The organism is Halobaculum rubrum, assembly GCF_019880225.1.
In the GTDB taxonomy this organism is placed as follows: domain Archaea; phylum Halobacteriota; class Halobacteria; order Halobacteriales; family Haloferacaceae; genus Halobaculum; species Halobaculum rubrum.
The window spans coordinates 1842456-1867162 of record NZ_CP082284.1 but is presented as its reverse complement, the minus strand read 5'-3'; the positions used below and the strand labels follow the sequence as shown (position 1 = coordinate 1867162).

Below are 24707 nucleotides of genomic sequence, written 5' to 3'. Positions count from 1 at the left end.
CACGAGGTGGTCCGCGTGAGCATTTTCGTCGACGACGACACCCGTGTCGTGGTGCAGGGCATCACGGGCGGGGAAGGCAAGTTCCACACCGAACAGATGCTGGAGTACGGCACGAACGTCGTCGCGGGCGCGGTGCCCGGGAAGGGCGGTCAGGAGGTCGCCGGCGTCCCCGTCTACGACACCGTCGACGAGGCCGTCGACGCCGAGGACGCCGACGCCTCCGTCGTGTTCGTCCCGCCGGCGTTCGCCGGCGACGCCGTCTTCGAGGCGCTCGACACCGATCTGGACCTCGTGGTCGCCATCACCGAGGGGATCCCGACCCAGGACATGGCGAAGGTGAACAAGCGCCTCTCGGAGGTCGACACCCGTCTCATCGGGCCGAACTGTCCGGGGATCATCACCCCCGGCGAGGCGAAGCTGGGCATCCTCCCGGGCAACATCTTCGAGTCGGGCGACGTGGGGCTCGTCTCCCGATCGGGGACCCTGACGTATCAGGTCGTCTCGAACCTGACCGAGCGCGGCATCGGGCAAACGACCGCCATCGGCATCGGCGGCGACCCGATCATCGGGACCTCCTTCGTCGACGCGCTGGAGGCGTTCGAGGCCGACAAGGACACGAAGGCCGTCGTCATGTGCGGCGAGATCGGCGGCGAGGACGAGGAGCAGGCCGCCAGGTACATCGCTCAGAACATGGACACGCCCGTCGCCGGCTTCATCGCCGGGCGCACCGCCCCGCCGGGCAAGCGCATGGGCCACGCCGGCGCCATCGTCTCCGGCTCCGGCACCGGCACCGCCGAGTCGAAGATCGGCGCGCTCAACGACGCGGGCGTCCCGGTCGGCGACACGCCCAACGAGGTCGCAGACCACATCGAGGACTTCCTGTAGACGCCTCGGTTCTCCGTTTTTCAGCCGTCGGTCGATTCGACGCCGAGCGCGGCCGCCAGTCCCCCCCGGGTCACGGTCTCGGTGTCCGCCGCTCCGGTGTCGCCGTCCCCGTGATCAGTTTCCCCGTAGCCGACGCCGGTGGCGACGAGGACGACGTGTTCGCCCGCGTCCACCGCGCCGCGCTCGCGGAGCCGACGGAGTCCCGCCAGCGTCGTCGCCGACGCGGCCTCGATCCGCATTCCGGCGGCCGCGAGGTCGCGCCGCGCCGTCCGGATCGCGTCGTCGTCGACGGCGAGGACCGCGCCGTCGGTGTCCCGGGCGGCCCTCAGAGCTCGGGTGCCGCTCGGCGGATCCGGGTTGGCGATCGAGTACGCGACCGTCTCACCCACCTCGTCCGCCTCCAGGCGCGTCACCGCGTCGTCGCCGCGCGCGAACGCGTCTGCGACGGGGGCACAGGCCGCCGCCTGTACGAAGTAGAGCCGCGGCGGGTCGTCGATGAGTCCGGCCGCGGTCGCCTCGCAGACGGCTTTCCACGCGGCGCTGGCGTGGCCGCCGCTGCTGACCGGCATGACGACCGCGTCGGGCGTCGCCGGCGAGGACGCCGCCTCGGAGGTCCCCTCTTCCCCGACCGTCCCGACCTCCCCGCCCTCCTCGGCCTCGGCGGCGGCGAACGCCCGCAGGACCTCCAGCGTCGTCGTCTTCTGGCCGGCGACGCGAAGCGGCGAGTCGGAGTTGACGAACGCGATCCCCGCCTCGGGTCCGAGGTCGAGCGCGTCGTAGTAGAGCCGGCCGTAGTCGCCGTCGACGCGGACGATCCGCGGGCCGTACGCCGCGATCCGGTCGAGCCGGGAGTCGGAGATGTCGGCGGGGACGAGCACGACGCAGTCGACGCCGGCGCTCGCGGCGTGGGCGGCCATCGAGGCGGCCATGTTGCCGTGCGAGACGGTGCCGACTGCGGTCGGCGCCTCGGCCTCGCCTCCACGTTCGCCTCCGGCGACGCCCGCCGTTCCGGCGTCCCCGGAGACCGCCGCCGCGACGCCGACCGCGCTCCCGCGGTCCTTGAACGAGCCGGTCGGGTTGGTCCCCTCCAGTTTCACGTGGACGCGGACGCCCTCGACGTCGAGGCCGGACGCTCGAATCAACGGCGTCGACCCCGCAGCGGCCGCGAGCCCAGAGTCGGGCGCTTCGACCGGGAGGAGGTCGGCGAACGCCCGGACGCCGTCGCGGTCGGGCCAGTCGAATCCCGCCGGGTCGGTGTCGAACCATAGCGGCTCGCCGCAGTCGGGGCACCGCTGGCCCGACGCCGCGGCGCGCCCGCAGGCGTAGCAGATGAGCACGGTCCACCCGCGGTCGCCGGTCGGCAAAAGCCCGGCGCACCGCACGGCTCGGCAGGTCGTTGAAGCGGCGACAGTTCCTCCGCGAGGATTCGACCGTCCCCCGATCGATCCGCGATCGCCTCCCGTATCCGGCCCGGGTCCGTCCCGGGTATCGCCACCGATCCCCACGCCGTATGCCAACTTTTCACGTCCGGGAGCGACGGACTCTTTCCTGCGAACCGTGAATCGCGAGGTAGCTCCGGCGTCACGAACGCCGCGAGTTCCTGCTACAGATGAACGCACGATCTACACTCCCCGCACTCGTACTGCTCTCCGTGCTGGTCGGCGCCGTCGCCCTCGCGGGCGGCCTCGCCGCCGGCACCGCGACCGCACAGACCGCGAACGCCTCCGCCGACGTCACCTTCGACGACCAGGTCGGCGTCGAGGAGGTCACCGTCTCCGAGGTGACGCTCCCCGAGGGCGGCTTCGTCGCCGTCTACAACTCCTCGGGCGGTCTCGTCGGCAACTCCGCGTACCTGGAGGCCGGCACGCACGAGAACGTCACCGTCTCGATCTCCCCGGCGCTCTCGCGAAGCCAGGTCGTCGTGGCTCAGGCCCACCGCAACGAGGGCCCGGAGTCGTTCAACGCCTCCGCCGACCTCGCGTACACGAACGAGAACGGCCAGGCCATCGCCGACACAGCGTACGTCGCGAGCGAGGAGTTCACGCGTACGACCGAGACTGCGACCGAGACGGCCACCGCGACGGCGTCGACCACCGAGGCTGACGCCGCCACCACGAGCGACGACGGCGGCGCGACCGCGACCGACTCGGCCACCGAGACGAGCGGCCCCGGCTTCACGGCCCTCGCCGCCCTCGTCGCGCTCGTCGGCGCGGCGCTGTTGGCCCGCCGGTAAGCCGCCTCGCCCGTCGAACGCCACCGATCTTTCGGCCGGCGTGTGCCCGTTGCCCGCCCCAGCGGGAGCGCCGGACCGTGTCCGAGGGGACGGAACGCGGGATTGAACCCTCGCGGCACCGAATCCCGGGTATGACCGACGACGCCGACGGCCACGCTGACGACACCGACGCCGGAGCCGGCGACGACGAGTGGCTCGCGCGCCTCCGCGAGATGCGCGACGAGAAAGACGAGTTCCTCGCGAGCGACCCGCAGTCGCCGCTCGACCCTGCGCTGCGCGACGACTTCGACGGCCTCGACTACTTCGATCCCGACCCCGCCTTCCGCGTGCGGGCGGCCGTCGAGGTGCACGACGATCCCGAGACCATTGAGCTGACGGTCCGCAACGGCACCGCAGAGCGGTTCCACCGCGTCGCGACGCTGTCGTTCACGCTCCCGGCCGCCGGCGGCGGCGAGGTCGAGGCGTCGCTGGCGGCGCTGCGGGCTGAAGGCTCGGCGGCGCTGTTTCTCCCGTTCCGCGACAAGACGACCGGCCAGCAGACGTACGACGGCGGCCGGTACATGGACCTCCACCCCGACGGCGACCTCGGCGAGATCGACGAGGTGACGCTGGATTTCAACCTCGCGTACACGCCCTTCTGCGCGTTCGCGGACGCGTTCGCCTGCCCGCTGCCGCCGACCGACAACTGGCTCGAGGTCGCGGTCCCGGCGGGCGAGCGCGATCCGGCGCTCGAGTGACCGCTCGCTCGACCGTCGGTGCCGGTCCGATCGTCGTCTCCCTGGTCGCGACCGCGAGAAAAGTAACCCTTAGTACGGGCGAGATGCCATGGACGCTCATGCAGAAACCGGTCATCCTCGGCGCGGTCCTCATGCTCGTCGGCACCGTGCTGTTCTTCCCGAGCCTGGCCCCGCAGTCCGGGTCGCTCGCGAGTTGGGCGCTGGTCCCGGCGGCGGCACTGCTCACGTACGGGACGTACCTGGTCGGCACGAGCGAGCCCGGCCGCGCGGTCTGAGCTCCCGCCGGACTCACTCCTCCTCGGCGGCGGCGTACCGCTCCAGCGCCGCCTCGGCGCCGGCGGCGACGTACCCGGCGTCGACGCCGACGATCTGGTAGTCGTACCCCACGGACGCCCAGTGATCGATCTCCGCGGACGAAGTCGCGAGCGTGCCGACCGGCACCTCGCTGTCCGCGAGTACCGCCTCGACGGCCCCGAGGAACCGGTCGGACTCGTACTCCCCGAAGACGCCCAGATCCGCGGAGAGGTCGGCCGGACCGACGAGCAGCGCGTCGAGGCCGTCGACGGCGGCGATGTCGGCGGCGTTCTCGACCGCGGTTTCGGTTTCGATCTGGGCGATCGTGGCGATGCGGTCGTTCGCGCGGTCGTAGTAGTCGTCGAGGTCGCGGCCGTACCCCGAGGCGCGCGTCCCCGCGACGCCGCGGCGACCCTCGGGCGGATAGCGCGCAGCCTCGACGAACGCCTCCGCCTGCTGGACTGTGTTCACCTGTGGCGCCATCACGCCGGCGGCGCCGGTGTCGAGCACGCGCTTGATCCGGACGTGATCGTTCCACGCGACTCGGACCACGGCCCCCGTCTCGCGCTCGCCCCGGCTCCCCTCGCCGTGGGCGTTCGCGGCGTCGACCGCGCGGACGGCCGCCTCCACGGACTCGGTGTCCGTCGGCGCGTGCTCGGTGTCGATCACGACGAAGTCGGCGTCGGTGAGCGCGAGCTGTTCGGCGATCCCTGGCGAGGGGGTCGACAGCCAGTGGCCGGCGGGGTTCTCGCGGAGGGTCGAACGCAGTCCCGCGACGCCGGGGTCGTCGGTCATACGAACCGCTCCTCGCCGACGGGACATCAAGCCCGCACAACCCCCGTTCGACTGCCGCTACGCCGTCGGTCGCTACGCCGAGGCGGATCGAACGATGCCGGCGAGCAGGGCGCCGCCGGCCACCGCGGAGACGATCACGGCGATCCCGACGACTTCGGTGGGCGACTGGTCGATCCACCGCTGGAGCCACCACGCCGCGTAGTGGAGCTGCGTGTACACGAAGAATCGGTACGGGAAGTGGATCCACGCGAGGACCGTCACGGCGGCGATCCCCAGATAGTCGACGGCGTCCCGCTCCCGTACCCACATGAGTCCGGCTCCATCTGGACGCTACAAAAGGATTCCTCCCCGACTCTCGGCGGTGAGAACGGGGCGGTCGCCCGCGGGAGAGTCGCCGGTGGCCCCGGACAGTCCTCGATCAGTTCTCTCCGTTCGCGGCCTCGACGCGGGCGGCGTATTTCTCCAGTTCGCCGGCGAGTTCGCGTGCGTCCGCCGCGGAGAGGGTGACGCCCTCGGCGTGGGGCGGGAGCGCCTCCAGTCCGGTGTTGTCGAGTTCGAGTTCGAGCGTCACCTCCTCGGGGTTCTCGCGGGGCGCCGTGACGTTCAACACGGCGACTGCGTCCTCCTCGAAGTCGTGCCCGCGGGCGAAGCCGTCGAGCAGTTCGAAGGTCGTGTAGGCGTTGACGCGGATGAGCCGGTCGGGCATACCCGCCTTCAGTCGTCGGAGGTGATGGGCGTTCCGTCCGCCCGCGCCGGCGCGGGCGAGGCGTCCATGTCGTCCTCGTCGGCGTACGGGTACCACGTCAGCTTCGTGTTGTGCATGTACGGGTCCTCGTAGGAGGTCTCCTCCGGCTCGACCAGCTCGGCGAGCGTCTCCTCGTCGGTGCGCTCGACGAAGTCGCGGAAGGACTCGTACTCGACGGCTTCGCCGTCTCCTTTTCGTTGTCCCTCCGGGACAACGCGCTCCTCGCGACGCTCCTCGAAGTTCGCGAGCAGGTTCCCGATAGCGCCGGGTACCTCGTCGGCGGGCACGCGCTGCTCGACCCACTCCGCGAAGCGCGGCTCGGCGCCGAGGCCGCCGCCGAGGCCGATGTCGAGCGCCTCGACCGCCTCGCCGTCCTTGCGCGTCTTCATCCCGCGCAGGCTGATGTCGGCGATCTGCGGCTGCGCACAGGAGGCCGTACAGCCCGACAGGTGGATGTGGAAGTCGTCGACGCCGTCGGGCACCTCGACGTTGTCCGTGAGCCAGCGGGCGTACCGCACCTGCCGGTTCTTCGTCTCGACGATCGACAGCGAGCAGAACTCCGTGCCCGTGCAGGCGATGGAGCCGCGCATGAACGTGTGCGGGTCCGGCTCGTAGGTGTCGAGCAGGTCCTCCGCGAGCAGGTCGTCGAGGTCCGCCTCGGGCACGTCGGTGACGATGACGTTCTGGCGCTGGGTGACGCGCACCTCGCCGGAGCCGTACTCGTCGGCGATCCGGGCGAGTTCGCGGGTGTCGTCGGCGCCCATCCGCCCGACGAGGACGTTCAGGCCGACGTAGTAGTCGCCGTCGTTCTGCTCGTGGACGCCGACGTGGTCGTGGTGGCCGGCGTCGTTGCGCCCGGAGTTGTACGTGTACTCGTCGCGGAGGTCCTGGCCGGCGTGCTGGAGCCCGAAGTCGACGTAGTCCTCTTGGAGGACGCGCCGGATCTTCTCGGTCCCCCACTCGTCGGTGAGGAACTTCATCCGAGCGTTGTAGCGGTCCTCGCGGTCGCCGTGGTCGTCGAACAGCGCCGAGAGGCCGCCGGCGACGGCGTCGACGTCCTCCGGCGGGACGAACACGTCGATGTCGCGAGCGAGCCGCGGCTCGTTGCGCGAGAGGCCGCCGCCGACGCGGACGTTGAACCCCTTCTGTCCCTGCTTCTCGGCCGGCTCGAACGCGAGGTCGTTGATGTCGCCCTGCCCGCAGCCCTCCTCGCAGCCGGTGACGCTCACCTTCCACTTACGCGGGAGGTTCGCGTGGTCGTCGTCACCCTTGAACGTCTCGTTGAGGTCCAGCGCGACGGGCAGCGCGTCGACGAACTCGTTGGAGTCCTTGCCGGCGACGGGGCAGCCCACGATGTTACGCCAGGAGTCGCCGCACGCCTGCTGGGTCGACAGGCCGTTGGCCTCCAGCTTCTCGAAGATCTCGGGGATGTCCTCCAGCCGGATCCAGTGGAGCTGGATCGACTGGCGGGTCGTCCAGTCGACGTACGCGTCGCCGAACTCGGGGTTCTCGGCGGGGCCGCGGGCGTACTCGTCGGCGATGTCGGCGACGACCTCGACTTGCCCCGGCTTCAGCACGCCGTTGGGTGTCCCGATCCGCATCATGAAGTAGCTCTCCTGGCCGTTCCGCTGGTGGTACAGCCCCCACCATTTGAAGCGCTCGAACCAGGCGTCGTGTTCGTCCGCCGGGATCGACTCCCACCCCTCCTCGGCGAACGCCAGCAGGTGCTCCCTGATCTCGTTGCCGTACACCTCCGATTTCCAGTTCTCGACGTCCGTGGGCATTCGTGGGCGAACACAGTGCCCCCACGTACCTAACCCGCGCCTCCGCGTCAATCCTCCCCGACGCTGCCGGGAACCGGCAACGATTGCGGCGCTCCGAGCCCGCCTCGCGGGAGGCGGATCGCCTCCCCTGCGACGGGACGGAACTCGCCGTCGACGATCCGCCCGACCGGGACCCCCAGGACGCTTGCGGCCTGTCCACACCGGATACACTGCCCGTACACGTCGGCCGTTACCGTCCGGCCGTCCGCGCCGACATCGGTGAACCCCTCGACGACGTAGTCGGCGCACTCGCAGGCGCACGCGTCGCCGCCGACGCGCCACGGTTCGCTGACGCCGACGCGACGCTCGTCGTCCACCGAGACCCACGCGCCGTCGTCGAGCACCCTGATGGCGACGCTCATATCCGAGCGAGGCGACCCGCGGACATACCCCCGTCGCCGCGCGCAACGGCCGACGGTTCCGGTGACGCCGACGTAGTCGCGGATCGCCGGCCGCTGGCTGGATCGCTTCGATCCCGGCGTTCGGGATAGCGGCAACGCCGTCCTCGACCGGGGAGCGTCGGTCACGCTTGACTCTGCGGCGCGGCTTATGCGAGTACGGGGTGTGTACGGTAGTGATGGCAGAACAGACGACCGACGGTCGATACGACGACGACGAAGTCGACACTTCCCATCTCGACGACCTCGATGCCGGCTGCGGCTGTGCGGAGGTGTGGGAGCACCTCTCGGCGGACGAGGAGCAGTCGGCCGACTAGTCCGGCCAGGCCGGATCGGTCACGGCAGTTCTCGATGGAGCACGCTTCGGACCCCACCCGCGAAGGCCGACGGGACGGCGAGCACGGGGGCGAGCGCCGGAAGCGCCGCCCCGACAGCGACGACGCCCCCGACCGCCAGCGGCACGCCGAACGGCAGCGAGAGAACGCGGTTCCGACGGGCCGAGTTCATCGGACGACCGCGTTCGTGGACGAAGAACAGTATGTCCTCAAAAGGCGAAACGTATGCCGGGGGTGGGCTCCGAACCCACGATCTCCGCATGGCCCAGGTACGAGGCTCGGCGGGCCCCGTTGGGGCGGAGGCTTCCAAGGCGTTCCGCACCGAATCTCGAAACCCTATGAGTGCGGCGCTATGTCCAGCTAAGCCACCCCGGCTCACGTTGTCGTCGGGCGGTCGCACTCTTGAAGCTTCCCATCGCGAACCGGTGCGACACACCGGAACACACCGCGAGCCGTCGTTCCGTCGGGGTGTTTCGACCGGCGCGGCGTCCTCCCGCCGTGTACCGCCCGCGAATCGGGACCGGCGTACCCGCCGGGTTTAAGCCGTGGGGCGGGCGAAACGCTGGTATGAGTTTGCCGGAACTGGTTCGGGGGGAACTGGGCGAGGAGGACCCCGTCGCCCGCGTCCACCTCGGCGGGGACGACGAGCTGTTCGTCACCCCGACCCGCACGCTGATCTACCGCGCGGACGGGCTGCTCTCCGACGAGTCCATCGAGGAGCTACCTCACGACGCCGAGCGCGTCGCCGTCTCCGAGTCGCGTCGGAAGGCGAAGTTCACCCTCAAGTACGGCCTCGACGGCGACCGCAGCTTCTCGGTGCCGCGCGGCTCCCTCGACGAGGTCCTCCACCCCGTGCTCGCGGGCGTCCTCTCGGCGGCCGGGATCACCGAGGCCGGCGAGACCGTCGAGCGCACCTTCCGCTTCTCCGAGCTCACCCTCGTGGTCACGTCAGCCCGGATAGTCAAGCACATCGGCGCGGCCGTCTGGGACGACGACTACGAGGAGTTCCACTACGACGACGTGGCCGATCTCACGTTCGAGGAGGGGAGCGTCGCCACCACGCTCGTGCTCACCGCCGACGGGCGCCAAGAGCGGTTCAAGGCGCCCAGCGACAGCGCCCGGGCGATCAAGGAGGTGCTGACGAACGCGCTGTTGGCCCACTACGACGTCGGCTCCTTCGAGGAGTTCCGCGCGCTCTCGGCGGCCGCCGCCGGCGAGGACGACGCCGACGATCCGGTCGACCGGACGGACTTCGGCGGCGGCCCCGACCCGCTGTCGACCGATCCCGCGGCCGTCGACACCGACGCCGGCACCCGCAACGAGCCCCTCGTCGACGACGAGGAGCCGGGCGCGGCCGACGCAGTACGCGGAGACACGGCCACGGACACCGGAATGAGCGCGCCCTCGGGGACAGCCGGCGCCGCAGGGACAACGGCCGCGACGGAACTGCACGGAGCGGCCGACCCGGGCGAAGCGGACGAGCGAGCGGTCGGCGCCGACGACGGCGAGGGCTTCGGCGACACCGGCTTCGAGCCCGCCGAGCCCACCGACGACGTTGCCGAGGAGGTGGCTGCCCTCCGAGCGCTCGTCGAGCGGCAGGGCGAACAGCTCGAACGCCAGACCGAGCTGATCGAGCAGCTGATCGAAGAGCTGCGGCGCGGTCGCTGACGTCGGCGTCTCCCCCGCTCTCCTCCCCGGACCGTCACGAGTCCCGGCCGGTCACCTTCCGAACACACGAGGAGCCGAACGGCCCGAGTTCGCCGGCGTCGAGCCGGACGAAGTGACCGGTCGTGATCGTCGCACCGCAGCGGCGACACGAGAAGTCCCCCTCCCGACGGACGACCTGCGAGTCGAACCGGACGAACCCCGACCCGTGGACGCGAACGATCGCGTCCTCGCGGTCGATGACCCCGCGGCGCTCGGCCTCCTCGAGCACGTCGCGAGTGACCGCCGGGCTCGTCGTCACGGTCTCAAGCCGGTCGATCAGCTCGGGGAGCGGAAGCTCGTCGTCCTCGAGATGTTCCAGCAGCTCCACCCCGAGCGCGACAGTCCCCTCGCGGGTTCGCGCCGGCGCGTCGTCGCCCGGTGTCACGTCGACCCCGATTCGTCGCGGGCGCTGTTAAGCGTCCCGACTGTCCGGAACTCGACACGGTATCCCGAAACGGGGAACCCGGGGACACAACTACGGCGTCCGTCAGTCGACCGACCCGCGACCGCGGTCCTTATTCGCGTGACGACCCCAATGCGGCCGTGAACCGTCGCGCGCTCGTCGGCGGCCTCGTCGCCGGCGCGGTGGTGGTCGCGGTCGCGGTCGGCTCCCCGAACGCCGTGCTCGACCGCCTCGCGTGGGTCACCGCCGATCCGTGGAGGCTTCTCGCGGTGCTCGTCGCACTGGCGGTCGTTCGTCCGCTGGTCGCGTGGCCGGTGACGCTGTTGGCGGTCGTCGCCGGCTACGGCTTCGGGCTGTCGGCGATCCCCCTGTCGCTGGGCGCGATGGTACTGACCTCGATCCCGCCGTACCTGTTCGCCCGTCGCGGGCGCGGCGCGGGCGGCGCGCTCGCCGGCGCCGACCGGATCTCGACGGCCGTCAACGACCTCCTCGACCGCGCCGTCGGCGCCGGCGAGCGCGCCGTCTCCGTCGCGGGGGGGACCCGCTCGGTCGCCGCCTCCCGGCTGCTCCCGTTCCCCTCCGACGCCGTCTCCGTCGCCGCCGGCCTCGCGGGCGTCCGCGCCGGTCCGTTCGTCCTCGGGAGCGCGATCGGGGAACTCCCGTGGGCCGTCGCCGGCACCGTCGCGGGCGCCTCCGCCGGGCGCGTCGCCGAGGTGGGCCTCGACGGCGTGCTCGACCCGTGGTTGATCGGCGCGGCGGCGCTCGGCGGCCTCCTCCTCCTCGCGGGACCGGCGTACCGACACTACCGCTCGTCGTCGGTCTGATCCGTGGCTCCGGTGCTCCGAGGCTCGCGAGCCAGCAGTATCGCGTCCGTCCCGTCGTCGTAGAAGCCGGGACGCCGCGCAGTCGGGCGAAACTCGAGCGACTCGTACAGGCGCCTCGCGCCGTCGTTGTCGGCGGCGACGAGGAGGGTGACGCGGCCGTCGACGCGGGCGAGAAGCCGCTGGAGGAGCCGGGTCGCCCGCCCCTCCCGCCTGTAGTCGGGGTGGACGACGAGCTCGGCGACGTGGACGCCGTCGCCGGCGACCGGGAGCAGGTAGCCGACGACGACGCCCTCGGCCGTCTCATCGACGAGGGCCTCCCCGGTCCGCAGGCCGTGCGAGCACAGCGTCGTGCTCGGCTCGTGAAGCAGCCGCTGGAGCCTTCGAACGGCCGGCTCGTCGGCCGGTCGCCCCCGTCGGATCGTCACGTCGGCAGGACCGGCGGTACGTGAACGACGATCGCCGCGACCGACGCGAGCGCGTCCGCGAGCGCCCCGAGCGTCGCCGGCGACGGAACCGGCGCAGCGCCGGCGACGACCGCGAGCACGACGGCCGCGAGCGCGCCCGACAGCGTCGCGAGCGTGTTCACCCCCTGATTGCCGATCCGGTCGCCCTCGACGGTCGCGCCCAGCAGGCTGTCGACCGTCATGCCGACGAACCCCGCGCCGGTGACGGCGGCGGCCACGGGAACCGCGAGCGGTACGCCGGCGGCCGCCAAGCCCGCGAGGCCGTCCGTCGTCGCAGAGCCGCCCAGCGGCATCGCCAGCGCCGCCAGCCCGCCGACCGCCCCGGCGCCGGCGACGCCCGCGACCTCCCCCTGCCAGGTGATCGCCCCGTCGGTGCCGGGGTCGACCGGCCGCAGCGTCGTCACCAGCCGCGGCGCGTCGAACAGCCCGCCGAACTCCGAGGAGAGCGTGTCGGCCATCGCAGCCGCGACCGAGCCGGCGAACGCGAACGCGATCAGCGTCGGGAGGGTGGTGTCCGGCACGACCGCCCTCGCGGCCGCGAACGCGACCACCGAGCACAGCGCGACCCCGGCGTTGCCGAGGACGTTGCCGGCGCCGCGAGCGCCGTCGTTGCCCTCGGCGACGCCGCGAGCGTTCTTCTCCTCGAACCGGAACTTCGCGGCGAGTCCGCCGATGGCGAAAAACGAGATGAGCACGACGAACCAGCCGATCCCGCCGAGCACGACGGTCGCGAAGCCCAACAGTACGCCCGTCAACATTCCCGAGACCGACGCGGTCTCGAGCACGTACGAGACGACGCCGAGCCCGACGGTGAGCGTGAGGCCGGCGGCAACGAGCGTCGGCGTGACGACGACCCCGCCGGCGGCAACGAGCGCCGACAGCAGCCACAGGAGGAACCCGACCGACACGACAACGATCGGATCGTCGCGGGGGAACAGCACCGAGCGGAGGAGTGCGGCCACGAGCGCGGCGGTCGCCGCGAGGAACACGTACGTCGGGAGCGCCGCGACCGCGAACGAGTCGGCGGCGACGGCGACGGCTGCCTGGCCGAGCGTCGCGGCCGCGAACGCCGCGACCGTGAACGCGGTCGTCGTGGCGAACTCGTCGCCGGTGGACTCGCGGACGAACTCGCGCCCGAGGACGCCGTACGTCAGCGAGAGCACGCTCGCGGCGTACACGGTGACCGGCATCGGCGACTGCGGGAGCGCGGTCAACACGCCGAGGGCGGTCGCCGCGAGCGCGAACCCCGCGAGCCCGTTGAGTCGGCGGTCCTCGTAGTCGCCCGGGCGGGCGAACAGCTCGAAGAACCGACCCTCGTCGACGACGAACGCCGCGAGGACGGCGACGGCGGCGAACGGCGCGGCGGCGGCCGGCCCCAGCGCCGGCGCGGCCAACACCGCCGAGGCGACGACGGCGAACGCCCCCGCGCGCCGGAGTCGGTGTCTCACGGCCGAGGGTACCCCCGACGCACACTTAACGGTCCCGGGACGGCGGCTCGCGGTCCCGGGACGGCGGCGCGGCGGCGACGAGAGCGGTAACGCTTTCGGGCGCCCGTCGGATTCCCGAACAAGCAGTGGGACTCTACGACGCGTACCTCGGCGTGCGCCACCGCCGCAACCCCGGCGACCCGCCCGCCCACGTCGCCCTCGTCATCACCGAACGCGACCTGCTCGAACAGGGGGCCTACGACACGCTGGAGTCGTTTCTCGGCTGGACGTTCGAGTACGGCGCCGAGCGCGTCACAGTCTCCGTCTCGGTGCTCGACGAGGCGGTCGTCGACACCCTCGCTCGCGAACTGGCGGACGTCGACGCTCCCCGTTCGATCGCGGTTCGGACGCCCGAGGACACCGCCCGCGCGGACGCGCCGATCCGGGTGAACATCGGCCTCGGCGGGAAACGCGAGTTCGTCGACGCCGTCCGCGATATCGCCGCGGCCGTCGAGGCCGGCGATATCGACCCCGACGAGGTCGCGGAGGCCGACATCGAGGACCGCCTGATCTTCCCCGAGGAGCCGGATCTGGTGATCAAGACGGGCGCAGAGCGGCTCTCGGACTTCCTCATCTGGCAGTCGGTGTACTCGGAACTGTACTTCACCGACGTGAACTGGCGGGACTTCCGGAAACGGGACTACCTCCGGGCGGTGCTGGACTACCAGAACCGCCAGCGACGGTTCGGAACGTAACAGATCGTCGGCCCGACCTCGTCGCGATCGGAGGGAGCCGGGGAGGGACCGTCGACGCTTTGCCGGGCCCCGGTCAGTCGGCCGTCTCGCCCGCGGCGCCGCTCTCCAGCGCCTCGTTCAGTTCCTCGTCGGTCGCGTCGCCCGGGAGTCGGTCGCGCAGGCGGGCGGCGACAGCCCTCGCCTCGCCGAGTTCGACCTCCGCGAGCGACCGCACGAGCGCGGCGGCCCGTTTCGCTCGGGTGCGGCGCCACGACTCCTCGCGCGCCTCGTAGGTGCGGATGGAGCGCAGGAAGTCGACCTTCGAGAACTCCGGCCAGTACGGCGAGCAGAAGTACGCCGCCGCCTCGTTGCCGTTGGCGTGCCACGGCAGGAAGTTCGAGGTGCGCTCGTCGCCGCCGGTCCTGATGATGAGGTCCACGTCGCGGACGGGCCGGCGGTACAGCCGCGACTCCACCTCGGCGACGCCCACGTCGGCGGCGGCGAGGTCGCCGTCGGCCACGTCGCGGGCGACCGCCCGGACCGCCCCGAGCAGTTCGTTGCGGCCGCCGTACGCCAGCGCGATGTTCAGCGTGAAGTCGTCGTAGCCGGCGGTGCGCGCCTCGGCGTACTCGACGGCGTCGCGGACGCGTTCGGGAAGCCGCTCCACGTCGCCGAGCGCGCGGATACACACGCCCTGTTCGTGGACGCGGTCGGCGTCGGCGAACTCCCGGAGCTTGTCCTCCAGCAGGTCGAACAGCGGGTCCAGCTCCTCCTCGGGCCGGTCGAAGTTCTCCGTCGAGAAGGCGTACAGCGTGAGCTCCTCGACGCCGAGATCCGCACACCAGTCGAGCACCCGCTCTGTGGTGTCGGCGCCCGCGCGGTGGCCGTCGGGCGCGTCGTCGCCGCGACTGCGGGCATACCGGCGGTTCCCGTCCTGGATGATCGCGACGTGGTCCGGCCCGTCGCCGATCTCTCGGCGCAGCACGCGCTCGTAGGTGTTGTCGAACAGCGTTTCGAGGCGCGAGCGCAGGGTCACTAGCCGAAGTGTGTCGGCCAAAGGATATGTGTCTTACGAGGACCGGGACGACGCACGGACGACGCTCGACCGACGCGCGGCGTCAGTCCCCGTCGCCCTCGCCGTCCGTCGCCGCCGGCGTGTCGACGGCTTCGACCGCGTCGCCGGCGACGGACTCCAGCACCTCCACCTCGCCGGTGAGCTGGCGGTGGACGTACGGCATGTCGATCCCCTCCGCGTCGAAGCGCTCCTTCACCGCCTGCACGTACGCCGAGCGGACGCGCACGAAGTCGCCGCGGTCGGGCTCGTCGATCCAGAAGCGGCTCTGGAGGCCGACCGCCGAGTCGCCGAGCTCGGTGACGCGCACCGAGGGGGCGGGGTCGTCGAGGATGCCGTCGACGCCCTCGGCCTCCTCGAGGATGCAGTCGGTCGCGTGGTCGATGTCGTCGTCGTAGCCGATGCCGAAGACGAACTTCTGACGCAGCGTGTCGTAGGCGACGGGGTTGGTGATCGCGTTGTTCGCGAGTTCGCCGTTCGGGACGGTGACGCGTTCGTTGTCGAAGGTGCGCACCCTGGAGACGCGCAGGTCGATGTCCTCGACGCGGCCCGCGTTGTCGCTCCACTCGATCCAGTCGCCCACCTCGAAGGGCTTGTCCTTGATGATGAACACGCCCGCGACGAAGTTGCCGATGAGGTCCTGTGCTGCGAAGCCGATCGCCAGCGCGAGCGCGCCGCCCAGCGTCGCCACCGCGGTGAGGAACCGCGGGAAGCCGGCGGCCATGAACCCGATCGAGATCGCGAGCACCACCACCAGCGCGGCCAGCACGCTGTCCGCGAGGCTGAGCACGGTGCGGTCGAAGCCGCGACGGTTCAACACCCGGTGGGCGAGCGGCATCAGGATCAGCTTGCCGAGGAGATAGGTGAGCACGAACCCGAGGACGAAGCCGATCACGTTCGTCGCGTAACCGCCCAGTCGGGCGACGACCGCCCCGGTGTCGATCTGCAGCGCGAGTCCGGTGACCGTCGATGTCACGCCGTACATGTACGAATTCCGGCAGGGTCGGACGGGTGAAGAATCTGCTGGCGTCGGCGGCGCTCGCACGGATCGCGTGGCCGACTTCACACGGGTCCCGTCGACGACCCGGACCGACGCGACGTCGCTCCCGCGTGCGGCTCACACCGACAGCGGCGCATCGCGTCGGGCGACGCCGCGGAAGCGCTCCCCGTGGAGGCTCTCGTCGCCGAGCGCCGCGGGGATCCGGCCGTGGAGCCAGCGTCCCGGCGCGGGGTCGCCGTCGAAGCCGGCGCGCCGGTGCTCCTCGGGCAGGAAGCGCTCGTGGGTCGGGAGGCGTTCGTGCAGCGGGACGCCGCCCGAGTCGGCGATCTGGCGGAGTTCGTCGAGGGCGGGCCACGCGTACTCCGGGTTGATGTAGTCGTCCGTCACGGGCGAGACGCCGCCCAGATCGTCGACGCCGCAGTCGAGCAGGTCACCGACGGGCGCGAGGTTCGGCGGCGACTGCACCGACACCTCCGGCGGCAACGCGGCGCGCGCCATCGCCGTCACCCGCCGCATCGTCGCTCTCGAGGGGCCCTCGAAGTCGGAGCGCTCGTTGGGCGTCACGGGCTGGACGATCACCTCCTGCACGTGGTCGTATCGCTCGTGAAGCGCGCGGATCGCCAGCAGCGACTCGGCCCGATCGCGCCACTCCTCGCCGATGCCGACGAGGATGCCCGTCGTGAAGGGGACGCGCGCCTCCCCCGCGGCGCGGATCGTGTTCAGCCGCTGGCCGGGCGTCTTCCGCCTGCCCCCGGCGTGGGCGTCCACGTCGGCGGTCGTCTCCAGCATCACGCCCATCGAGGCGTTCACGTCGCGGAGGCGGCGGAACTCGGCCTCCGTGAGATCGCCGGGGTTCGAGTGCGGGAGCAGCCCCTCCTCGAGGGCGATCTCGCAGGCGCGCTCGTGGTACGCGACGATCGAGTCGTATCCCCACTCCGCCAACTGGTCGTGGATCCCGGTGTAGCGGTCGTCCGGCTTGTCGCCGAAGGTGAACAGCGCCTCCGTACAGCCGGCGTCGGCGCCGACGCGGCACCGCTCGCGCACCTCCTCGGGCGACAGCAGGCTCGCCTCGCCGGGCACGTCGTAGTAGGTGCAGTACGTGCAGGTGTACCGGCAGGCGGTCGTCAGCGGGACGAACACGTTCCGGGCGAACGTGAGTTCCGGCGCCGCGTCGACGTCGTCGGGCGTGACCGACAACAGCCGCTCGACCTCGCGGTCGGCGACCGCGATCTCGATGCCGTACTCCTCGGCCCCGGGGAACACACCGTGAGGTCGCCGACCGAGGGGCAAAAACGAGTCGGTCGTGGCGAGGGTGGCGGGGACCGGACGGGAAAGGAGGACCGCCGCGGCGACGACCCGGATCCGCCACCACAACCGATACCCCGCACGCGGGCGAGTGAACGAGCGATGACCGACATCGACACCAGCGGGGTCGACGGCCCCCACGGCGGCCAGCCCGTTCGCCACGCCGGCGCCGACTTGGGCGAGGCGACGGCGGCGGTCGTGATGGTCCACGGCCGCGGCGCGACCGCCCGCAGCATCCTCGGGATGGCCGGCGAGTTCGACACCGACTCGGTCGCCTACCTCGCCCCGTCCGCCAGCCGCAACACCTGGTACCCCAACTCGTTCATGGAGGAGATGCCCACGAACCAGCCACACCTCGACTCCGCGCTCGGGTTCGTCGGCAGCGTCGTCGACGCCGCCGCCGACGCCGTCGGCCACGAGCGCGTGCTCCTGCTCGGCTTCTCGCAGGGCGCGTGCCTCTCCTCGGAGTGGGTCGCGCGCAACGCCCGCCGGTACGGCGGCCTCGTCGGCTTCTCCGGCGGGCTGATCGGCCCCGAGGGGACGCCCCGCGAGTACGACGGCGACCTCGACGGCACGCCGGTTTTCCTCGGCTGCTCGGACGTGGACCCCCACATCCCGTTGGAGCGCGTGACGGAGACGACCGAGGTGCTCTCCGGGTTGGGTGCGGACGTGGACGAGCGCATCTACGAGGGGATGGGCCACGGCGTCAACGAGGACGAACTCGCCGCCGCGACGGAGCTGGTGGCGAGCCTCGAACACGCGGGCGAGTAGCGACGGACCGGAAACGATCTCGTCCCGGGCGGCAACCCTATTTCGGCATTCGTTCGACCGACACCCGCCCGCCGCCGGCGTCCAGTCTGAACCCGGCATCCACGAGCCAGTCGCGGGCGGCGCCGTCGCCCGCGAGCAGCACCTCCGTCAGATCCGCGCGCTCGTCGATATCGGTCGCCAGCCGTCGGGAGTCTACCTCGCGGACGCTCGCGTCGATATCGCGAGCCACACGCAGGTGATCGAGGTAGGAGGCGCCGTGGTAGTCGACGCGGAACTCGGGGTGGCGAACGAGCAGCGCGTTCGTTCCGCCGCCGCGACCCGGCGCGATCGCCACGTCGGCGGCGCCGGCGTCGGCGTCGGCGTTGCTGACACCGGTACCGTCGCCGGCGCTGTCAGCAGTGCCGCCGCCACCACGCTCGCCGTCGACGCCCAGGCGCGCGATCGCCCGCGGCGTCGCCAGCGCCAGATCCGCCATCACGACCGCCAGCGGCGAATCGGGGCCGGGGACGTGCGCGTCGAGCGCGGCGTTCACCGCCTCGGTGAGCGGCCGGTCGTCGACCGTCTCGGGCACGTCGCGGCCGGTGGCCTCGGTTGTGAGCAGCCGCGGCACAAAGCCCGCCCCGTCGAGCGCCGCGAGCACGTCCGACAGCATGGCCTCGGCGAACGCGCGTCGCTCCTCGGGATCGAGCGTGTCCGAGAGCCGGGTCTTCGGGCGATCGGGAGAGAACGGAACGAGCGCGTCGACGATGTCGGGCACGGGGAAAAGCGGTCGAGCGGCGTCAGCCGAGCTTGTCGTAGCCGTCCCCGCGGCTCCGCAGGAACAGCACGACGCCGCCGGCGAGGACGCCGAGCACGACCAGTCCGGCGACGCCGTACAGGATCAGCTGGGTGCGCTGCTGGCTGCTCTCGGACTGGTTCGCCTCGGTTTCGGCGCGCTCGGCCAGCGTGATCGCGTTGTCGAAGTTGCCGGCCTCGTAGGCGTCGACCGCGCTGGCGAACGACTCCTCGGCGGCGTCGGGGTTGCCGGCGGCGTCGATCGCCGTCCGGGCCGACTCCATCGCCTCGCGCGCCTCACGACTGTCGCTCGTGTAGTGGGTCGCCGACTGGTTCGCCAGCTCGTTCGAGGTGCCGCCCTCCCGGGTCTGATCGAGCGCGAGCAGCGTGAACGACTGCTGGGGGTCGTAGCTGTACGCCTCGACCGCGGGGACGGTTCCGGTCACCCGGACGCGGACCTCGGCGGTCCCCTCCCCGATGTCGACGGTCGCGCCGGAGAAGTTCTGCCCGTCGTACGACTCCTGGCGCACCTGGTTGCCGGCCTGGTTCAGGAGCGTCACCGTCCAGGTGACGTCCTGTAGCCCCGTCCGGCCGGCGAGCTGCCACGTCTCGTAGGTGTCGTACAGCTGCGTCAGCGTCACCGTCGCCGTCACCTGCGAGTCCACCTCGCCGCCCTCGGGCACGTCGGTCTCCTGGACGGACACCGCCGCCGCGGGCGCCGCCGCCGCGAACACGAGGGCGAGAACCGCGAGGACCGCAGTGAGCTCAGAACAGCGACTCAAGTTCGTCCTCGTCATCGCTGATGAGGGTGTCGAGGTTGTCCTGGCTCTCCTGCTGGATGTCGTCGATGTTGTCCTGGGCCTCGATGGCGACCTGCTGGAGCTCCTTGATCCGCGGGACGTTCGTGACGCCCGACAGCAGGATCACGCTCGCGACGAACCCGGAGCCGCTGACGGGGTAGTCGCCGCCGCGGACCTCCATCGAGCCGGTCTGCTCTTCGAGCCACTTGCGACCGCGCTCTATCCCCTTGCGGTTGAGATGCTGGGGCGGACCGGCCATGACGAGCAGCGCGCGCTCGGTGCCCTCGATCTCACACGGGAGCGTGAGGCGTCCCAGCGCCGCCTTGCGTACGAGCGAGGTGATCCGGTTGGTCGTGTGGGCGGTGTCGAGGTCCTCCTCGCCCGCGTCGCCGGTGAGCCGCGACAACAGCCCGCCGCCGCCGGCCGTCTCGTCGACCTCCTCGCTGGCGTAGCCGACCGTCGAGACGCCGCCGCCCGAGAGCGTATTGATGATCTCCGAGGAGTCGACGACGGACTCGGCGACCTCCTGCCCCTGGTCGATCTCACCGGCGCCGAAGAGGATGCCGAACCGTTTGACGATCTCTTCGTTGATCTCGTCGTAGCCGCCGGAGACTGACTCCCCGGTCTTGCGCCACGCGTCGTTGTCGAACACCATGAGGTTGTCAACCTCGCGGACGAACGTCTGGAACGAACGCGCGGCGTTGAGCGTGTAGATTCCTCCCTCGTCGGAGCCGGGCAGCACGCCCAGCCCGTAGACGGGTTCGGTGTAGATCCGCTTCAGGTGCTTCGAGAGCACGGGCGCGCCCCCGGACCCGGTGCCGCCGCCGAGCCCGGCGATGACGAGGAACGCGTCGACCTCGTGGACCGGAATCGAGTCGATGGCCCCCTGCACCTCGTCGATGTCCTCCTCGGCGATCTCCGCGCCGAGCTCGTTGTCCGCGCCGACGCCGTGGCCCTTGACGCGAGACTGCCCGATAAGTACCCGCTGGTCTTTCGGGATCTCCTCGAGCCCCATGAGGTCCGCCTTGGCCGTGTTGACCGCGACCGCCGCCCGCACGATGTCGCTGCCCGTGCGCTGGTCGTATTGGACGAACTTGTCCACGATCTTACCCCCCGCCTGACCGAATCCGATGAGTGCCAGTTTCATACGTCTCCCCTCCTCATTAAGCCTGATTCAGAGAGAGTACGGTTATAAGCCTTCTGATGGGCCTATCACTGTCGAGAGTCCGAGCGAGGCTCGTTCGACCGAATATCGCAGTACTGGAGTACGATCGCAGAGTTATAAAAATAGTGATAAATCTGCAAACGGGACTGTCGTATGACACAGTTATTTATTCCGGTCGGACGGAGCCGAGCGGAGACGGGTCGGCCGGACGGCCGCCACTGGCAACAGTTTCGGCCGAACCCAGTCGAAAACGACCGCTGAGCGCAGTCGATAACGACCGTCGAAGTGTCTCGCGCGCGGAGCGCCGACGGGGGTCGAACCGATCAGGCGGTGGCGGTCGCGTCGGTCTCGTCCGTGGGTGTCGCGCCTCGCAGGTACTCGTCAAACGACTTCAGGTCGGCCTCGGCGACGCCGAACGCGCCGACGTCGTTCTCGGAGACGACGTTGTCCAACTGCAGCGACCGGTACTGATCGCGTCCCATGGGGAAGCCAACCGACCCCAGCACGGAGAGTCCGACCTTCGCCAGCCCCATCGGGAGCGGGACGACGGTGATCGACCGCCCCTCCGCTTCGAACACCATCTCGGAGATCGCTCGGAGCGTGAGTACGTCCGGGCCGCCGAACTCGTACGTCCGGTCGGCGTGGTCGGCGTCGGCGACGGCGTCGGCGAGCATCGGAACGAGATCGCCCACCCAGATCGGCTGGAAGCGGTTCCGGCCGCCGCCGGGGAGCGGGTACACCGGAACGCCGGGCGCGAAGATCTCCTTCAGTCGCTTCGTGAAGTAGACGAACTCGCCGCCATCGCCGAAGACGACCGACGGGCGAGCGATCACGTGTTCGATCTCGCTTTCACGGACGGCCTCCTCCGCGTGTCCCTTCGCGCGGATGTAGTGAGTCGTTCCCTCCGGGTCCGCACCGAGCGCGGACATCTGGACGAACCGATCGACGCCGGCGTCCTCGGCGACGGCGAGGAGGTTCTCCGTCCCCCGGAGGTGAATCCGTTCGTGCAGCTCGTCGCCGCCGTCGGGCTTGAACAGCGGCGACAGCGCGACGAGGTTTACGACCGCGTCGGCGCCCTCGACGGCGCCCGCGAGGGAGTCGCGGTCGGTAACGTCGCCGGCTTTGATGACGACCCCGTCCGGGAGTCCCGCGCCGGTCGGGTCGCGAGCGATCCCCACGACGTCGTGCCCGCGCTGGTCGAGTTCCGTACAGAGGTGCGTCCCGATGAAGCCGGTTGCGCCGGCGACGACTACACGCATACACCGACACAGGGGCGGAACCAACCTAAAGGTGCGGTCGCGAACGCCGTCCTCTCGGGGACGGACGAGTCACAACGTGGACGGAGAACGGCGGCTCCGAAACGGTTTTCCACGGGCCTGCCGCACCCACAGTATGCCGACTGAACAGACGGGGTACGACCCCTCGCTGGGTCGCAAGTTCATTTTCGTCACGGGCGGGGTGATGTCCGGCCTGGGGAAGGGGATCACCGCCGCCTCGACGGGGCGGCTGCTGGCCAACGCCGGCTTCGACGTGACCGCCGTCAAGATCGACCCGTACCTCAACGTCGACGCGGGGACGATGAACCCGTACCAGCACGGCGAGGTGTACGTCCTCAAGGACGGCGGCGAGGTCGATCTCGACTTGGGGAACTACGAGCGGTTCCTCGGCGTCGACATGACCTCCGACCACAACGTCACGACGGGGAAGACGTACCAGCACGTCATCGAGAAGGAGCGCGCCGGCGACTACCTGGGGAAGACGGTACAGGTCATCCCGCACGTCACCGACGACATCAAGCGCCGCATCCGCGAGGCAGCCGAGGGGAGCGACGTGTGTCTCGTCGAGATCGGCGGCACCGTCGGCGACATCGAGGGGATGCCCTACCTCGAAGCGCTTCGGCAGTTCGCCCACGAGGAGGACGACGAGGACATCCTCTTCACCCACGTCACGCTCGTCCCGTACTCGAAGAACGGCGAGCAGAAGACGAAGCCGACGCAACACTCCGTGAAGGAACTGCGCTCGATCGGCCTCCAGCCGGACATCCTGGTGGGCCGCTGTGACGACGAACTCGCCCCCGAGACGAAAGAGAAGATCGCGCTCTTCTGTGACGTGCCCACCGAGGCCGTCTTCTCGAACCCCGACGTGGACGACGTGTACCACGTCCCGCTCACCGTCGAGGAGGAGGGTCTCGACGAGCACGTGATGGAGCGGCTGGAACTCGTCGAGGAGGCGCTCCCCGAGGCCGAACGCGAGAACACCTGGCGCGACCTCGTCACGCGCGAGCGCACAGGCGAGGTCGACATCGCCCTCGTCGGCAAGTACGACCTGGAGGACGCGTACATGAGCGTCCACGAGGCGCTCAAACACGCCGGCTTGGAGCACGGCGTCGACGTGAACGTCGTCTGGGTCGCCGCCGACGAGGCAGACGGCGCCCACCGCGACCGGTTGGAGTCGGCCGACGGCGTCGTCGTCCCCGGCGGCTTCGGCTCCCGCGGCACCGACGGGAAGGTGGAGGCCGTCCGCTACGCCCGCGAGCACGACGTTCCCTTCCTGGGCCTGTGTCTCGGCTTCCAGATGGCCGTCGTCGAGCACGCGCGCAACGTCCTCGACTGGGACGACGCCGACTCCGCGGAGTTCGAGCCCGAGACGCCGTACCCCGTCATCGACCTGCTTCCCGACCAGCACGACGAGGAGGACATGGGCGGCACGATGCGGCTGGGCGCCCACGAGACCGAGATCGAGCCGGACACGCTCGCCGAGCGGATCTACGGCGACGACTCCTGTACGGAGCGTCACCGCCACCGCTACGAGGTGAACCCGAACTACATCGACGAACTGGAGACCGACGGACTCGTGTTCTCGGGGCACGCCGGACCGCGTATGGAGATCCTCGAACGCGACGACCACCCGTACTTCGTCGGGACACAGTTCCACCCCGAGTTCCGCTCGCGCCCGGACCGCGCGTCGCCGCCGTTCGTCGGCCTGCTCGATGCGGTGCTCGACGAGACGAACCCGCAGGGGGAGGGATCGACGGACGACCGCGACGCCGTCGTCGACGAGGAGGTGACCGCCTGATGGTGAACGTCGAGGAGTTCATCGACGAGGCGACGACCGAGATCACCGAGGCCGTGGGCGACGCGAACGCGATCATCGCCCTCTCGGGCGGCGTCGACTCGTCGGTCGCGGCGGCGCTGGCGTACCGCGCGATCGGCGATCAGCTCACGCCGGTGTACGTCGACACCGGGCTGATGCGCAAGGGGGAGACCGACCAGATCCGCGAGACGTTCGCGTTCATGGACTCGCTGGAGGTCGTGGAGGCGCAGGGCCGCTTCCTCGACGCGCTCGCGGGCGTCACCGACCCCGAGGAGAAGCGCCACGTCATCGGCGAGCAGTTCATCCGGGAGTTCGAGCGCGAGGCGATCGAGACGGACGCCGAGTACCTCGTGCAGGGGACGATCTACCCCGACCGTATCGAGAGCGAGGGGAACATCAAGTCCCACCACAACGTCGGCGGCCTGCCCGACGTGGTCGACTTCGAGGGCATCGTCGAGCCGGTGCGCGACCTGTACAAGGACGAGGTCCGCGAGGTCGCCCGCGCGCTCGACCTGGAGGCCGTCATCTCCGAGCGGATGCCGTTCCCCGGCCCCGGCCTCGCCGTCCGCATCATCGGCGAGATCACCGAGGAGAAGCTGGCTGTGGCCCGCGACGCGAACCACGTCGTCGAGGAGGAGGTCGCGGAACACGATCCCTGGCAGGCGTTCGCCGCCGTCATCGGCAAGGCGACGGGCGTGAAGGGCGACAACCGCGTCCACGGCTGGGTCGTCTCCGTGCGCTCGGTGGAGTCGCGCGACGGCATGACCGCGCGGGCGCAGAACCTCCCGTGGGAGACGCTCCAGCGGATCCAGTCGCGGATCACCGGCGAGAACGACGACGTGGCGCGCGTCGTGTACGACGTGACGCACAAGCCGCCGGCGACGATCGAGTACGAGTAGCCGACCCCCGTTCCAGCCCCGCTC

28 protein-coding genes and 1 tRNA gene are annotated in these 24707 nt (G+C 70.8%); 11 read left to right on the top strand and 18 right to left on the bottom strand.

All coding sequences use genetic code 11. The annotated features are described in order from the left end of the window. Window positions 1-15: 15 nt before the first annotated feature. The gene (gene sucD, locus K6T25_RS09670; protein WP_222913587.1) at window positions 16-885 is read left to right on the top strand and encodes a succinate--CoA ligase subunit alpha; all 870 of its coding nucleotides are present in this window, start codon (window positions 16-18) and stop codon (window positions 883-885) included. Window positions 886-905: 20 nt separating this feature from the next. Here sucD and K6T25_RS09665 read toward each other — a convergent pair whose 3' ends face one another. Beyond that, window positions 906-2222: a threonine synthase gene (locus tag K6T25_RS09665; RefSeq protein ID WP_222913585.1), complete on the bottom strand. Its 1317-nt coding sequence runs from the start codon at window positions 2220-2222 to the stop codon at window positions 906-908. Between the two features lie 272 nt (window positions 2223-2494). On the opposite strand from K6T25_RS09665, the gene K6T25_RS09660 reads away from it, so the two are divergent. From K6T25_RS09660 to K6T25_RS09650, 3 genes are all read left to right on the top strand, one after another. Then, the gene (locus K6T25_RS09660) at window positions 2495-3118 is read left to right on the top strand and encodes a DUF7282 domain-containing protein (RefSeq protein ID WP_222913583.1); all 624 of its coding nucleotides are present in this window, start codon (window positions 2495-2497) and stop codon (window positions 3116-3118) included. Between the two features lie 131 nt (window positions 3119-3249). Next, window positions 3250-3855 (top strand): DUF1684 domain-containing protein, encoded by a 606-nt coding sequence (locus K6T25_RS09655; protein ID WP_222913581.1) that lies wholly within the window; start codon window positions 3250-3252, stop codon window positions 3853-3855. A gap of 98 nt (window positions 3856-3953) precedes the next feature. Beyond that, entirely contained in the window at window positions 3954-4130 is a 177-nt protein-coding gene (locus tag K6T25_RS09650; protein WP_222918095.1) for a DUF8178 family membrane protein, read from the top strand. A gap of 13 nt (window positions 4131-4143) precedes the next feature. Here K6T25_RS09650 and K6T25_RS09645 read toward each other — a convergent pair whose 3' ends face one another. The 5 genes from K6T25_RS09645 to K6T25_RS09625 all read right to left on the bottom strand — a co-directional run bounded on the left by K6T25_RS09645 (window position 4144) and on the right by K6T25_RS09625 (window position 7874). Further along, entirely contained in the window at window positions 4144-4944 is an 801-nt protein-coding gene (locus K6T25_RS09645; protein WP_222913580.1) for an HpcH/HpaI aldolase family protein, read from the bottom strand. A gap of 72 nt (window positions 4945-5016) precedes the next feature. Then, entirely contained in the window at window positions 5017-5253 is a 237-nt protein-coding gene (locus tag K6T25_RS09640; RefSeq protein WP_222913578.1) for a hypothetical protein, read from the bottom strand. Window positions 5254-5362: 109 nt separating this feature from the next. After that, window positions 5363-5650, bottom strand: coding sequence for a DUF6360 family protein (locus K6T25_RS09635; RefSeq protein ID WP_222913575.1), 288 nt, complete (start codon window positions 5648-5650; stop codon window positions 5363-5365). A gap of 8 nt (window positions 5651-5658) precedes the next feature. Further along, entirely contained in the window at window positions 5659-7473 is a 1815-nt protein-coding gene (locus K6T25_RS09630) for a nitrite/sulfite reductase (RefSeq protein ID WP_222913573.1), read from the bottom strand. Window positions 7474-7520: 47 nt separating this feature from the next. Next, window positions 7521-7874, bottom strand: coding sequence for a DUF8134 family protein (locus K6T25_RS09625; protein ID WP_222913571.1), 354 nt, complete (start codon window positions 7872-7874; stop codon window positions 7521-7523). 215 nt (window positions 7875-8089) lie between these two features. On the opposite strand from K6T25_RS09625, the gene K6T25_RS09620 reads away from it, so the two are divergent. Next, on the top strand, window positions 8090-8227 hold the full coding sequence (locus tag K6T25_RS09620) for a hypothetical protein (RefSeq protein WP_222913569.1): 138 nt from the start codon (window positions 8090-8092) through the stop codon (window positions 8225-8227). 19 nt (window positions 8228-8246) lie between these two features. Here the strand turns inward: K6T25_RS09620 and K6T25_RS09615 are convergent, their stop codons facing one another. Beyond that, complete coding sequence (locus K6T25_RS09615) at window positions 8247-8417, bottom strand: hypothetical protein (protein WP_222913567.1); 171 nt, start codon at window positions 8415-8417, stop codon at window positions 8247-8249. A gap of 54 nt (window positions 8418-8471) precedes the next feature. Further along, a tRNA-Met gene (locus K6T25_RS09610) sits at window positions 8472-8620 on the bottom strand. Window positions 8621-8812: 192 nt separating this feature from the next. Between K6T25_RS09610 and K6T25_RS09605 the strand changes: the two genes are divergently transcribed. Next, entirely contained in the window at window positions 8813-9913 is a 1101-nt protein-coding gene (locus tag K6T25_RS09605) for a DUF7115 domain-containing protein (RefSeq protein ID WP_222913565.1), read from the top strand. A 34-nt stretch (window positions 9914-9947) separates the two neighbouring features. On the opposite strand, the gene K6T25_RS09600 is transcribed toward K6T25_RS09605, so the two are convergent. Next, the gene (locus K6T25_RS09600; protein ID WP_222913563.1) at window positions 9948-10337 is read right to left on the bottom strand and encodes a DUF5830 family protein; all 390 of its coding nucleotides are present in this window, start codon (window positions 10335-10337) and stop codon (window positions 9948-9950) included. A gap of 158 nt (window positions 10338-10495) precedes the next feature. Here K6T25_RS09600 and K6T25_RS09595 point away from each other — a divergent pair, with 158 nt between their 5' ends. After that, complete coding sequence (locus tag K6T25_RS09595; protein ID WP_222913561.1) at window positions 10496-11179, top strand: VTT domain-containing protein; 684 nt, start codon at window positions 10496-10498, stop codon at window positions 11177-11179. Here K6T25_RS09595 and K6T25_RS09590 read toward each other — a convergent pair. Beyond that, a complete protein-coding gene (locus K6T25_RS09590; protein WP_222913558.1) occupies window positions 11158-11604 on the bottom strand; it encodes a GNAT family N-acetyltransferase in 447 nt (148 codons plus the stop codon). The two genes, K6T25_RS09595 and K6T25_RS09590, sit on opposite strands and share 22 nt — an antisense overlap. Further along, window positions 11601-13091, bottom strand: a complete 1491-nt coding sequence (locus K6T25_RS09585) for a DUF92 domain-containing protein (protein ID WP_222913556.1) — start codon at window positions 13089-13091, stop codon at window positions 11601-11603. The genes K6T25_RS09590 and K6T25_RS09585 overlap by 4 nt, the downstream gene beginning before the upstream one ends. 125 nt (window positions 13092-13216) lie before the next feature. Here K6T25_RS09585 and K6T25_RS09580 point away from each other — a divergent pair, with 125 nt between their 5' ends. Beyond that, window positions 13217-13825 (top strand): undecaprenyl diphosphate synthase family protein, encoded by a 609-nt coding sequence (locus K6T25_RS09580; protein WP_222913554.1) that lies wholly within the window; start codon window positions 13217-13219, stop codon window positions 13823-13825. Between the two features lie 73 nt (window positions 13826-13898). On the opposite strand, the gene uppS is transcribed toward K6T25_RS09580, so the two are convergent. The 3 genes from uppS to cofG form a co-directional block, all read right to left on the bottom strand. Continuing rightward, window positions 13899-14834 (bottom strand): polyprenyl diphosphate synthase, encoded by a 936-nt coding sequence (gene uppS / locus K6T25_RS09575; RefSeq protein WP_222917975.1) that lies wholly within the window; start codon window positions 14832-14834, stop codon window positions 13899-13901. A gap of 88 nt (window positions 14835-14922) precedes the next feature. After that, window positions 14923-15861: a mechanosensitive ion channel family protein gene (locus K6T25_RS09570; RefSeq protein ID WP_222913552.1), complete on the bottom strand. Its 939-nt coding sequence runs from the start codon at window positions 15859-15861 to the stop codon at window positions 14923-14925. A 132-nt stretch (window positions 15862-15993) separates the two neighbouring features. After that, complete coding sequence (gene cofG, locus K6T25_RS09565; protein WP_222913550.1) at window positions 15994-17139, bottom strand: 7,8-didemethyl-8-hydroxy-5-deazariboflavin synthase subunit CofG; 1146 nt, start codon at window positions 17137-17139, stop codon at window positions 15994-15996. 144 nt (window positions 17140-17283) lie between these two features. On the opposite strand from cofG, the gene K6T25_RS09560 reads away from it, so the two are divergent. Next, window positions 17284-17952: an alpha/beta hydrolase gene (locus tag K6T25_RS09560; protein ID WP_222913548.1), complete on the top strand. Its 669-nt coding sequence runs from the start codon at window positions 17284-17286 to the stop codon at window positions 17950-17952. 37 nt (window positions 17953-17989) lie between these two features. On the opposite strand, the gene K6T25_RS09555 is transcribed toward K6T25_RS09560, so the two are convergent. The 4 genes from K6T25_RS09555 to K6T25_RS09540 all read right to left on the bottom strand — a co-directional run bounded on the left by K6T25_RS09555 (window position 17990) and on the right by K6T25_RS09540 (window position 21950). Continuing rightward, entirely contained in the window at window positions 17990-18709 is a 720-nt protein-coding gene (locus K6T25_RS09555) for a CofC family guanylyltransferase (RefSeq protein ID WP_225917726.1), read from the bottom strand. 22 nt (window positions 18710-18731) lie between these two features. After that, window positions 18732-19523 (bottom strand): hypothetical protein, encoded by a 792-nt coding sequence (locus tag K6T25_RS09550; RefSeq protein WP_222913546.1) that lies wholly within the window; start codon window positions 19521-19523, stop codon window positions 18732-18734. Next, complete coding sequence (locus K6T25_RS09545) at window positions 19492-20673, bottom strand: tubulin/FtsZ family protein (RefSeq protein ID WP_222913545.1); 1182 nt, start codon at window positions 20671-20673, stop codon at window positions 19492-19494. The genes K6T25_RS09550 and K6T25_RS09545 overlap by 32 nt, the downstream gene beginning before the upstream one ends. A gap of 341 nt (window positions 20674-21014) precedes the next feature. Next, window positions 21015-21950, bottom strand: coding sequence for a complex I NDUFA9 subunit family protein (locus K6T25_RS09540; RefSeq protein ID WP_222913544.1), 936 nt, complete (start codon window positions 21948-21950; stop codon window positions 21015-21017). 133 nt (window positions 21951-22083) lie between these two features. Between K6T25_RS09540 and pyrG the strand changes: the two genes are divergently transcribed. Continuing rightward, complete coding sequence (gene pyrG / locus K6T25_RS09535; RefSeq protein ID WP_222913542.1) at window positions 22084-23766, top strand: glutamine hydrolyzing CTP synthase; 1683 nt, start codon at window positions 22084-22086, stop codon at window positions 23764-23766. Continuing rightward, complete coding sequence (guaA, locus tag K6T25_RS09530; RefSeq protein ID WP_222913540.1) at window positions 23766-24683, top strand: glutamine-hydrolyzing GMP synthase; 918 nt, start codon at window positions 23766-23768, stop codon at window positions 24681-24683. Before pyrG ends, guaA begins: the two co-directional genes overlap by 1 nt. The last annotated feature ends 24 nt before the right edge of the window (window positions 24684-24707 follow it).